The 10,353-nt window shown below is 71.6% G+C and carries 12 protein-coding genes and 1 pseudogene; 3 read left to right on the top strand and 10 right to left on the bottom strand.

Annotated elements, in window-relative coordinates; genetic code table 11:
- Positions 1–228 (top strand): annotated as a pseudogene (locus ACJ73U_RS16135) (dihydrofolate reductase); the annotation flags it as partial.
- Between the two features lie 6 nt (positions 229–234).
- Positions 235–633: a dihydrofolate reductase family protein gene (locus tag ACJ73U_RS16130; protein WP_407778437.1), complete on the top strand. Its 399-nt coding sequence runs from the start codon at positions 235–237 to the stop codon at positions 631–633.
- Between the two features lie 4 nt (positions 634–637).
- Here the strand turns inward: ACJ73U_RS16130 and ACJ73U_RS16125 are convergent, their stop codons facing one another.
- A complete protein-coding gene (locus ACJ73U_RS16125) occupies positions 638–1,570 on the bottom strand; it encodes a glutathione S-transferase family protein (protein WP_407778436.1) in 933 nt (310 codons plus the stop codon).
- A 23-nt stretch (positions 1,571–1,593) separates the two neighbouring features.
- Between ACJ73U_RS16125 and pip the strand changes: the two genes are divergently transcribed.
- Positions 1,594–2,532 carry a prolyl aminopeptidase gene (gene pip / locus ACJ73U_RS16120; protein ID WP_407778435.1) on the top strand — a complete coding sequence of 313 codons (939 nt, stop codon included), beginning with the start codon at positions 1,594–1,596 and terminating at the stop codon, positions 2,530–2,532.
- Between the two features lie 21 nt (positions 2,533–2,553).
- Here the strand turns inward: pip and ACJ73U_RS16115 are convergent, their stop codons facing one another.
- From ACJ73U_RS16115 to ACJ73U_RS16075, 9 genes are all read right to left on the bottom strand, one after another.
- Positions 2,554–3,306, bottom strand: coding sequence for a helical backbone metal receptor (locus ACJ73U_RS16115; RefSeq protein WP_407778439.1), 753 nt, complete (start codon positions 3,304–3,306; stop codon positions 2,554–2,556).
- A complete protein-coding gene (locus tag ACJ73U_RS16110; RefSeq protein ID WP_407778434.1) occupies positions 3,296–3,697 on the bottom strand; it encodes a DUF4326 domain-containing protein in 402 nt (133 codons plus the stop codon). Before ACJ73U_RS16110 ends, ACJ73U_RS16115 begins: the two co-directional genes overlap by 11 nt.
- On the bottom strand, positions 3,698–4,351 hold the full coding sequence (gene npdG / locus ACJ73U_RS16105) for an NADPH-dependent F420 reductase (protein ID WP_407778433.1): 654 nt from the start codon (positions 4,349–4,351) through the stop codon (positions 3,698–3,700). It lies immediately after the preceding gene.
- Positions 4,348–5,775: an RNB domain-containing ribonuclease gene (locus tag ACJ73U_RS16100; protein ID WP_407778438.1), complete on the bottom strand. Its 1,428-nt coding sequence runs from the start codon at positions 5,773–5,775 to the stop codon at positions 4,348–4,350. The genes npdG and ACJ73U_RS16100 overlap by 4 nt, the downstream gene beginning before the upstream one ends.
- Positions 5,776–5,938: 163 nt before the next feature.
- Positions 5,939–6,133 (bottom strand): hypothetical protein, encoded by a 195-nt coding sequence (locus ACJ73U_RS16095; RefSeq protein WP_407778432.1) that lies wholly within the window; start codon positions 6,131–6,133, stop codon positions 5,939–5,941.
- A 46-nt stretch (positions 6,134–6,179) separates the two neighbouring features.
- The gene (locus tag ACJ73U_RS16090) at positions 6,180–6,650 is read right to left on the bottom strand and encodes a hypothetical protein (RefSeq protein ID WP_407778431.1); all 471 of its coding nucleotides are present in this window, start codon (positions 6,648–6,650) and stop codon (positions 6,180–6,182) included.
- Between the two features lie 37 nt (positions 6,651–6,687).
- Positions 6,688–7,701 carry a C40 family peptidase gene (locus tag ACJ73U_RS16085; protein WP_407778430.1) on the bottom strand — a complete coding sequence of 338 codons (1,014 nt, stop codon included), beginning with the start codon at positions 7,699–7,701 and terminating at the stop codon, positions 6,688–6,690.
- Positions 7,698–8,327, bottom strand: a complete 630-nt coding sequence (locus tag ACJ73U_RS16080) for a hypothetical protein (RefSeq protein ID WP_407778429.1) — start codon at positions 8,325–8,327, stop codon at positions 7,698–7,700. Before ACJ73U_RS16080 ends, ACJ73U_RS16085 begins: the two co-directional genes overlap by 4 nt.
- 1 nt (position 8,328) lies before the next feature.
- On the bottom strand, positions 8,329–10,353 hold a 2,025-nt coding region (locus tag ACJ73U_RS16075; RefSeq protein WP_407778428.1), incomplete at its 5' end, for a magnesium transporter.

The raw sequence follows: 10,353 nt of genomic DNA, 5'->3' as shown, positions 1-10,353 counted from the left end.
GCTGTGACCGCCGTGAGCACGGTCGTGGTCAACGCGTTCCTCACCCTCGACGGCGTCGCCCAGGCGCCCGGCCAGCCCGAGGAGGACCGCGACGGCGCCTTCCCGCACGGCGGGTGGCAGGTGCCGTACTTCACCGAGGAGCAGGGCGAGCTGGTGGGTCGCTGGCAGGGGCGGGCCGCCGGGCTGCTGCTCGGCAGGCGGACGTACGACATCTTCGCCGCGCACTGACCGCGGGTGCCCGCCGACCACGAGCACGCGGACATCGCGAAGGCGCTGAACGGGCTGCCGAAGTTCGTCGCGTCCCGGACGGCCAGGTCGCTGGCGTGGCAGAACTCGACGCTGCTCGGCGCGGACGTGCCGGCGGCCGTCGCGCGGCTCAGGGAGCAGGACCTGGGTGAGCTGCAGGTCATCGGGAGCCTCGACCTCGCCCAGACGCTGATCCGGCACGGCCTCGTCGACGAGTACCGGCTGCTCGTGTACCCGCTGCTCCTGGGCACCGGCAAGCGGCTGTTCGCCGACGGGACCGTGCCGGCCGCACTGGAGCTGGTGTCGACGGAGACGACCAGCTCCGGGGTGATGGCGTGCGTGTACCGGCCCGCCGGCAAGCCGACTTACGGCTCGTTCGGGCCGTGAGGGGTCAGCCGCGGCCGTGGGGCTCGTGCCAGTCGGTGTCGGGTCCCTTCGGCACGATGCGGGTCGGGTTGATCGCGTCGTGGGTGCGGTAGTAGTGGCGCTTGATGTGGTCGAAGTCGACTGTGTCGCCGAAGCCCGGGGTCTGGTACAGGTCCCGGGCGTACGCCCACAGCACCGGCATCTCCGCGAGCTTGTTCCGGTTGCACTTGAAGTGCCCGTGGTAGACCGCGTCGAACCGGACCAGGGTCGTGAACAGGCGGACGTCGGCCTCGGTGAGCTGGTCGCCCACCAGGTAGCGCTGGTTCTCCAGGCGCGTGGACAGGCGGTCCAGCTCGGCGAACAGGGCGTCGTAGGCCTCCTCGTACGCCTCCTGGCTGCCGGCGAAGCCGCACCGGTACACGCCGTTGTTGACGTTGCGGAAGATCGGCTCGATGACCTCGTCGATCTCGGCCCGCAGCGCCTCGGGGTACAGGTCGGGGGCGTCCGGCTTGTGGAACTCGCGCCACTCGGTCGACAGGTCCAGGCTGATCCGCGGGTAGTCGTTGGTGACCACCTTGCCCGTCGCCTCGTCGACGATCGCCGGGACGGTCACGCGGCCCTCGAACGTCGGATCGCTCTTCAGGTACGCCTCGGACAGGTACTCGATGCCCAGCACCGGGTCGCGGTCGCCCTCGTCGAGGGTGAAGCGCCAGCCCTTCTCGTCGCGGATCGGGTCCACCACCGCCAGGGAGATGGCGTCCTCCAGCCCCAGCAGGCCGCGCACGATCAGTGACCGGTGCGCCCACGGGCAGGCGAGGCTCACCACCAGCCGGTACCTGCCGGGTTCGGCCCGCCAGCCGGACGAGCCGTCCGCGGTGATGCGCTCGGTGAACCGGTTGGCCTGGCGTACGAACTCGCCGCGCCTGGACGTTTCGCTGCCGAACTGGACCTTCGTCATGCCATCGAATCTAGGCTTCCGCCATGCGCTTCTTCTACCCGCCGCTCGACACGCACGCCAACGGCATGCTCGACGTCGGCGACGGGCACCAGGTGTACTGGGAGGTCAGCGGCAACCCCGACGGCAAGCCGGTCGTGTTCCTGCACGGCGGCCCCGGGTCCGGCACGTCCCCGCTGCAGCGCCGCTTCTTCGACCCGGCCGCGTACCGGATCGTGCTGTTCGACCAGCGCGGGTGCGGCCGCAGCATCCCGCACGTGGCGACGAAGGACCCGGACGAGCACAACACCACCTGGCACCTGGTGGCCGACATGGAGGCGTTGCGTGAGCACCTGGGCATCGAGCGCTGGCTGGTGTTCGGCGGGTCGTGGGGCGCGACGCTCGCCCTCGCCTACGCGCAGACCCACCCGTCGCGGGTGACGGAGATCATCCTGCGGGGCGTGTTCCTGCTGCGGCGGTCCGAGCTCGACTGGCTGTACCGGGGCGGGGCGAGCGCGTTGTTCCCGGCGGAGTGGACGGCGTTCTCGTCGCTGGTGCCGCGGGGGGACATCCTCGAGGGCTACCAGCGACTGCTGCGCGACCCGAACCGCGCGGCGGAGGCGGCGGCCGCGTGGAGCGGCTGGGAGGGTGCGGTCGTCTCGATGGACCCCACGCCCGCCCTGGCCGCGAGCTACGGCGACCCGAAGTTCGCGATCGCGTTCGCCAAGCTGGCGCTGCACTACTTCACCCACGACGGTTGGCTGGCGGAGGACCAGCTCCTCCGCGACGCGGGGAAGCTGGCCGGCATCCCCGGGCGGATCGTGCAGGGCCGCTACGACATCGTCTGCCCGCCGGTCACCGCCTGGGACCTGCACCGCGCCTGGCCCGACTCGGCGCTGACCATCCTCCCGAAGGCCGGCCACGCGATCACCGACTACGGCGTGCTGGCCGCGTTGCTGGACGCCACGGACGAGTTCCGCCCGTGAGCACGGGCCAACCCCCCGACGCTACGGACGGAATGCGGCGGTGAGTGCGGCGTGCGCCTCGACGAGGGAGGGGCCGCACCAGGTGAGGAACCGGCCGTTGACCAGCGTGTACGGCAGGCCGGGGAAGGACTCCGGGCCGTCGTCGGCGGTGAACTCGTACGGTTCGTCGGGGAGGACGACCAGGTCGGCGCCCGCTTCGTTCAGCTCGTCCAGTGACGGGCGCGGGTAGCGGTTCGGGTGGTCGGCGTAGGCGTTCGCGATGCCGAGGCGGTGGAGGACGTCGCCGGCGAAGGTGTCGCGGCCCACGACGATCCAGGGGCGGCGCCAGACCGGGATGATCGCCGTCGCCCGGACGGGGGTGATCTCGCGCCAGAGGTCTTCGGCCTGTACCAGCCAGGCCGGTTCGGGGAGGTCCAGACCCTGGGTGAGCAGGCGGCGGACCGAGCCCAGGCCCTCCGGCACGGTCGCGGCGGCCGCTGTCACCCAGACCGGGATGCCGTCGGCGCGGAGGCGGGCCACGTCCTCCGGGCGGTTCTCCTCCGCGTTGGCGACCACCAGGTCGGGGCGGAGTTCGAGGACGGCGTCCACGTTCGGGTACTTCGAGCCACCTACTCGGGGCACATCAAGGCTCGGCGGATGCGTGCAGTAGTCGGTGGCGGCAGCGATCAGGCCCGGACGGCTGGCTTCGATCGCGTCGGTGAGGGATGGGACCAGGCTCGCGAGCCGTTGCGGTGGGGTCGCCAGCGGGACCGGCTCGCCCAGGTCATCGACCAGCACGGCGGGCCTCCTCGGCCAGCACGTCCGCGTGGCACGGTTCCGGCGCGCACCAGCAGCCCAGTGCCCGGCCGGCCAGCTCCTTCGGGATCCGCCGCAGCAGGGACGGGTGCTCCTGGAGCCAGTCGCGGTACCGGGAGACCATGCCGGCACGGTCCGACCTCGCCTGCTTGACGAACGGGTTCGCGAACGGGGACTCCGGCCAGTCGTGCCGGTTGCCGGCGTGCCCGACGTAGGTGAGCAGGTTCTCCTCGACCAGCCACGGGACGAGCCGGCGGTGCGGGCCGCCCTTGCGGACGTTCACCACCACCGTCGCACCCGACAGCACCGCGATCGCCAGCTCGCGTTCGGCGGCGGTCCACTGTTCGGCCCCGGGCGGCAGCGGAATCATCTACACGTCCGTGATGCGGATCCCGGCGTGTGCCTTGTACCGGCGGTTGATCGCGATCAGGTTCGCGGTGAACGCCTCCACCTGATGGGCGTTGCGCAACCGGCCGCCGTACACGCCTCGCATGCCCGGCACCGCGTCGGCCAGGGCCCGGACCACGTCCGTCGCGTCGCGGTCGTCGCCGAGCACCAGCACGTCGGTGTTCAGCTCCGCGATCGACAGGTCGACCAGGTGCACGGCCGAGACGTGGTGGAACGCCGCCGTCACGCGGGACTCCGGCAGCAGCTTCTCCGCCTGCTGTGCCGCGCTCCCCTCCTCGACGGGCAGCGCGAACGGGCCCTGCTTGTCGAAGCCGAGCGGGTTCACGCAGTCGATCACGATCTTGCCGCGGAGCTGGTCGCGCAGCGAGGTCAGCAGGTCGCCGTGGCCCTCCCACGGGACCGCGACCAGCACGACGTCCGCGGCGGCGGCCGTGGTGGGGTTGTCCGCGCCGGTCGTGCCCTCCCCCAGCTCGGCCGCGGTGGCCTCGGCCCGCTGTGAACTGCGCGAGCCGATGATCACCTTGATGCCGGCCCTGGCCCAGCGCAGCGCGAGGCCCTTCCCCTGCGGACCCGTGCCCCCCAGCACTCCCACGGTCAGGCCTGTCACGTCCGTCAATGATCCTCCTCATGCACAGCGGGCTCGAAGACGACCTTACGGGCGTCCGCGTCCGCCTGCGTCAACCGCACCCGGACCGTCTCGCCTTCCGACAGGTCGCCACCGGCACACTTCGCGATCACCGGCGGGTCGGGCAGGAACACGTCCGCCGCGTTGCCCTCGGACCGCAGCACGATCGCGTCGAACTCCTGCCCGATGCGGTCCGCCAGCACCCAGGCCTCCGTCTGGTCGAGACAGGCCTTGTCGACGCGGGCGGCGAGCGTGTCGGAGCCGGCCATGAGCTCCGGCAGCTCGGGCAGGGCCGCCCGCACCCAGTCCGGCACCTCCCGGCCGGCCGCCACGGCGAGGCAGATCTCGGCGCCGAACCGGTCGACGAGCCGGCGCAGTGGCGCCGTGACGTGCGCGTAGGGGGCCGCGATGCCGGCGTGGGTGGTCAGCTCGGGCGCGGCGCCGTCGAACACCGTGTAGCCGGCGCCGCGCAGGAGGCGGGTGGCGTCCGCGTAGAGGGCGAGGGCCTCGGGCCGGTCGGGGTCGAGGCCGGCCAGCAGTTGGGCGGCGCTCATGGCCCTGGGCCAGGCGATGCCGAGCGAGCGGGCGGAGCGGCGCAGCCACTTGACGGCGCCGTTCTCCGGGTCGGGCAGGGTGCGGAGGATGCCGACGCCGGCGGCCAGCATCAGCTCGGCCGCGGCCATGCCGGTGAGCAGGGAGATCTCGGCGTTCCAGGCGTCGACGTCGGTGCGCGGGCGCAGCACGAGCCGCCAGCCGGCGCCGTCCGGTTCGACGTCCTGGTCCGGCAGCTGCAGCTCGACGGCGCCGCGTTCGATCGCCCGCGCGCGGCGGAGGCGGCCGATCACGGGCAGCTGCTGGATCGACGGGTGGGCGGAGCCCTGGGCGAACGCGGCCTGGACGGTGTCGTAGTCGAAGCGGGCCTGGGAGCGGACGAGCGCGCGGCGGACGTTGGCGTGTTCGAGGGCGCCGTCGCTGTCGCAGTCGAGGGTCCAGAGGGCGGCGGGGGTGACCTGGCCGGGCAGGAGGCTCGCGGCGCCCTCGCTCAGGACCGTGGGATGGAGGGGGACGTTGCCGTCGGGGAGGTAGATCGTCTGGCCGCGGCGCCTTACCTCCCGGTCGAGCGCGCCGCCGGGCGTGACGAAGGCGCCGAGGTCGGCGATGGCGTAGTGGACGCGGTAGCCGTGCGCCGTGCGTTCGACGGCCATGGCCTGGTCGAGGTCCTTGGCGCCGGGCGGGTCGATGGTGACCAGCGGGAGGCCGGTGGCGTCCTCGCGGTCGGCGTCCCGCCAGGCGTCGGCGGCACTCTCGGCCTCGGCGAGGACGGCCGGCGGGAAGTTCGTGGGCAGCGCGAACTCGTCCCGGATGCTGGTAAAGCCGATCCGATCGCTGTTCGCGCGCACGACCACGTCGGGCAGATTAGCCCACGGGCCAGCCCGCCTCCCGCGCACTTCTCTGTGCTGGTCGCGTCCCGGCGAAGGTGCCGGTGCCAAGGTGGATCGTGGCTGGGTGCCGTCACGTTCCGCTGAGGTGACTGTTGATCAGATGCGGACCTTGCACGAGGATCCACGGCACCAGACGCTAATCCCCGTCCCACTCCTTGTTGGCCTTGTCCCACGCCTCGGAACGGGCCTTGGCGATCTCCAGGGCTCTGGACGCCGTCTCGCGGTCCGGGTACGGGCCCAGCCGGTCGACGGCGGGGCAGACCTCGCCGTGCTCGACCGTGTTGTGCTTGGTGCAGTAGTACCAGCCGGGGTCCGGGTTGTTGTCGACCATGGGAAAAAGCCTACGGCCGAAGCCGGTCCGGTGGCGCGACGAAGTTTCAGGCGGGCTGGGCGGGGCCGGGCCACGGCGCCATCGGGGGCGGCGGGACCGGGGCGGCCGGGGGCACCGGGAAGCCACGCGGCGGAGTCTCCTGGTTGGCGTTGCGGTACGCGCCCGGGATCGGGTCCATGACCGACACCAGGACCTCGGTCTCCTCGGGGTTTTCGATCCGGCGGCCCGTGCGCTCCCGGTAGACCAGCTCGCCGTCGACGTCGATCTCGACCAGGTAGCCGACCTCGGCGAGCTGTTCCTCGTCGAGGTTGACGAGCTTCTCCTTGCGGGACGGGACGACGCGGTACTCGGGCCACTCGAGGTGCGCGAACGCCTGGTGGAACTCGGCCAGGATCTGGTGCAGGGCGTTCTGCCACGGCAGCGGCATCGTCTCCACCAGCGACTTCGGCAGCACGACGTAGTTCTCGGTCGTCCCCGGATGGGGCACGCGGAGGTAGTCCGGCAACGGTGATCGCATCTGGTCTGGGTACATCGTCATCGCGCCCCTCAGTTCTCTACACGCCCGGCCGCACGGCCTGGTCCATCAACTCCGCCTCGCCCCAGCGGACCGAACGGATGTGCACGGGCACGCCGGTCTGCTGCGCCTCCACGATCTTGCCGTCCCCGAGGTACATCGCAACGTGGTGGATGGTGTCGGGATCGTGGCTGTCGTAGGCCCAGAACAGCAGGTCGCCGGGCTGCGCCTGCTCGACGGGGAGCATCGCGCCGGCCCGGAACTGCTGCCGGGAAACCCTCGGAAGAGTGATGCCCGCGTCCCGGTACGCCTGGAGCATCAGGCTGGAGCAGTCGAACGAGTTCTGCTGTTCGACGCCGGCGCCCCACACGTACGGCTTGCCCTGCTGCGCCAGCGCCCACTGGATCGCGCGGCCCGCGGCCTGTGTCGGGGCCGGCACGAGCAGGCCCGTGCCCCGGCCGCAGCCCGTCGGGTCCGGGACCAGGCCCACGTTGCCGATCAGGTGGGCCGCCATCGGCTCCCACTTGTGGTAGCGGTCCGGGAACGCCGACCGCTCGACGTCCTGCGCCGACTCGCCGGGGCGCTGCTGCTCCCAGCCCGGGACCTTGACCAGCACGTCGTAGAACTTGTTGATGGCGTAGTGCGGGTCCCTGACCTCCGTCGGCGTGCCCCAACCCATGGACGGGCGCATCTGGAACATGCCCTCGGAGTCGCGGTCGCCGTGGTCGAGGTTGTGCAGGCCGGACTCGGTCATGCCGGCCTGGATCGCGACCTGCCACGCGAGCGGCGGCAGCTGGCGGTCCTTGCCGATGGAGATGATCAGCGCGACGTTCTGGCGCTGGTCCTCGTTCAGCTTGGCCGCCTCCGCCGCGCCGCTGCCGGCCGGGCCGGCCGTGATCGGGCCGAGCGTCGCGTTGCAGTTGAGGCCGGCCTGCATGGCGCGGGCCTGGTCGGCGGCCTGGTCCTGCGACACGACCGACGTGACCGCGCTGACCCCGGCCACCGCGACGGTCGCGACCACCACCAGGCCGCCGACGACGATCGCGCTCTTCATCGGTCCACCTGCTCGTAGTACGCGACGCGCCAGCCCTCCGGCGTCTTGATCACGGTGACCAGCAGGTCACCGGCGTCCGTCGTCAGCTTGGCCTTGACCGAGCTGGTGAAGGACTCGACGGGGCTCGGCTCGCCGGTGATCTTCGAGGCCGGGATGTTCGCCGGTTCCACCGAGCTCATCTCGGTGAGCTGTTCCTCGGTGGTGTACGGCCGCAGGCCCTCGATCCACTGCGCGTTGGTGACGCCGGCGGGGTGGTTCACCCAGGCCTGGCCCCACGACCGGGCGACGTCCAGGGCTTCCGGCGCCGGCGGCGCGGTCGTCGGCGTCTCGGTGAGCGTGGTGATCCTGGTGGGCAGGCTGCTGGTGGCGCCACCGGTGACGCCCGGGTCGTTGCCGGTGCCGGCCGCCGTGCCCGGGGCCGTGGTCGCGCCCGAGGTGGTCGCCGCCGACGCGCCGGCGGTCGGCCTGTGGTTGGCGCCGGTCAGCTGCGGGATGACGATCCCGGCCGCGAGGACGAAGACGGCGACCACGAAGACCACGACGGCCAGGTGGCGGGGCGAGCGCATGGGCCAGCCCCAGAAGCGTCGGTACACCGCGGCGCGCCCGCGGTTGGTGCGGATCGGCATGTCATCTCACCGCCGCGTCGGTCTCGACGGGTCCGTCCCGCAACGGCATCCGCCGCGGCGCCGGCTCCCGCACCTCCAGCCCACGCGAGGGCCGGTACACCACGTGCACCGGGCGGCCGGCCACCATCTCGACGTCGGCCGGGCGCGGGTTGGACCGCGGGGCCTGCGGCTGCGAGTCGTAGCGCCCCTCGTTGCGGCGCGGGGCGACCTGCGACGGGACGACCATCGCGTCCTCGCCGAACTCGCCGTGGACCGGGTTGGTGTCCACGATCCGGCTGCGGCGCGGTGGGATGGCGCCGCTCGGGTCGTTGCGCCCGCCCGGACCGCCCGGCATGAGCACCGGGTCGGCCTCGTTGGCCGGCGGCAGGCCGAAGATGGCGCTGGGCCCGATGCTGGACCGCCGGTCGAGCCGCTCGGCGGTGGCCATGACCGGCCCGGCAGCCTCCGGCCGTGGCCGTCGCACGCCCCTGGTCGTGGCGACCGTGTCGCCGGCGAGCTCCTCGTCGCGGAGGTTGTCCCAGAACTCGTCCTGCGCGCCGCGTTCGTCGCCGGCCCTGCGCCGGCGGAAGCGGGAGAACAGGCCACCGCCGGTGGTGGGCGCGGACGCCCCGACGGCGCTCATGGACAGCTCGACCATCTGCCACATGCGCTTCATCGGCCGCCCGACCAGCATAAACACGAGCGTCACGATGCCGGCGAGCAACATCTGGGTGAGCATCGACAGCTGCACGTCCGGACCGAAGATCAGCTGCAGGAACTTGAAGTGGATGCCGGCCAGCATGGCCAGGACCAGCACGTTGAGCACGACGGCCCCGACGGCCCGGCCCACCTTGCGCAGGATGTCGTGGTGGACGAGCGCCACCAGGCCGATGACCGGGGCGGCCAGGGTGAAGATGCGCAGCAGCAGCTGGGCGAGCAGCACCGCCAGCTTCGCCAGGAACTGGAACAGCGAGTAGACCAACGCCTGGAAGAAGGCGAGGAAGCCCGCACCGGTGCGGCTGCCCTCGGTACCCCTGAAGTAGCCCTGGGCCGGGCCCAGCTGGTTGTAGATGTCCTGGTAGGACTTTCGCTTGTCCGCCTCGGCCTGGTCGTTCGCGTCGTTGCCGGACGCGAGGTCCTCCCACTTCCACGCCTGGGCGTCGAGCAGTGGGCGGCCGAACTGCTTGGCCTTCGGGTCGTTCGGCTGGCCGAACTCACCACGCAGCCAGTTCTCGTAGACGATCCTGGTGTGCAGTTCGGTGGGCAGGACGTCCCGCTCGATCCGGTCCTCGTCCGGGCTGCGGAACCCGTTCTGGATGCCGGTGGTGGTCTCCACGATCAGCCGGTCGATCGCGTCGTAGTTGTTCACCAGCACGAGCGTGGACGCCGCGAGCCACATGCCGCCCAGGGCGAACAGGCCTCGCCTGCTGACCGCGGCGAGGTCGCCCTTCCAGATCTGCCGGAACATCAACACCGCCAGTACCAGCATGAAGATGCTGAACAGCTGCATGTAGATGTTGTCGAAGATGGCTTTGGCCGCCTGGCCGATCTGCTCGTTCAGCCCGCCGAGCACACCGCCGTTGTAGAGCGTGTAGTGCAGCGAGTTGGTGGCGCCGACGATGTTCTTGCCGAGGTTGAACAGCTCGTTGCCCGCCCAGGTGTCGATCGTGACGCTGGGGTCGGAGATCGACAGCGGCTGGTTGCAGTTCGGGTCGTAGACATGCCACACCATGCCGGCGTAGCCGTGGTCCAGGTACGGGCTGTTCGGGTGTTTCTCGTCGGTGTAGGGCCCACCCGACTCACCGTTGCCCTGGGAGGGGTCGATGGCGCCGACCATGCCCGCGCCCGGGCGTTCCGGGAAGGGCGCGCAGTTCGTGTCCGTCTGTTGGGCCATTGCCGGGGAGCCGACTATGGCCTGCATCCCCAGGATGCCTGCCACGAGGGCCAGTGAGGCAACCCGACCCTTCTTGCGGGTCGGGCTTGCCGGGTCACGTCTTTTCCGCCGCCGTGCCGTGGAGTACAGCACGGCGGCGACCACCACCAGGAT

The sequence above is a fragment of the Actinophytocola sp. genome (genome assembly GCF_045807065.1).
GTDB lineage: Bacteria > Actinomycetota > Actinomycetes > Mycobacteriales > Pseudonocardiaceae > Actinophytocola.
The sequence above is the reverse complement of the archived record's forward strand: the minus strand, read 5'-3'. Positions and strand labels throughout refer to the sequence as shown.

Coding starts and splice junctions, on each gene's coding strand:
- ACJ73U_RS16095 (WP_407778432.1), bottom strand. CDS start 6,133: ATGGTCGACAACAACCCGGACCCCGGCTGGTACTACTGCACCAAGCAC.
- ACJ73U_RS16090 (WP_407778431.1), bottom strand. CDS start 6,650: ATGCGATCACCGTTGCCGGACTACCTCCGCGTGCCCCATCCGGGGACG.
- ACJ73U_RS16125 (WP_407778436.1), bottom strand. CDS start 1,570: ATGACGAAGGTCCAGTTCGGCAGCGAAACGTCCAGGCGCGGCGAGTTC.
- ACJ73U_RS16110 (WP_407778434.1), bottom strand. CDS start 3,697: ATGATTCCGCTGCCGCCCGGGGCCGAACAGTGGACCGCCGCCGAACGC.
- ACJ73U_RS16085 (WP_407778430.1), bottom strand. CDS start 7,701: ATGAAGAGCGCGATCGTCGTCGGCGGCCTGGTGGTGGTCGCGACCGTC.
- pip (WP_407778435.1), top strand. CDS start 1,594: ATGCGCTTCTTCTACCCGCCGCTCGACACGCACGCCAACGGCATGCTC.
- ACJ73U_RS16080 (WP_407778429.1), bottom strand. CDS start 8,327: ATGCCGATCCGCACCAACCGCGGGCGCGCCGCGGTGTACCGACGCTTC.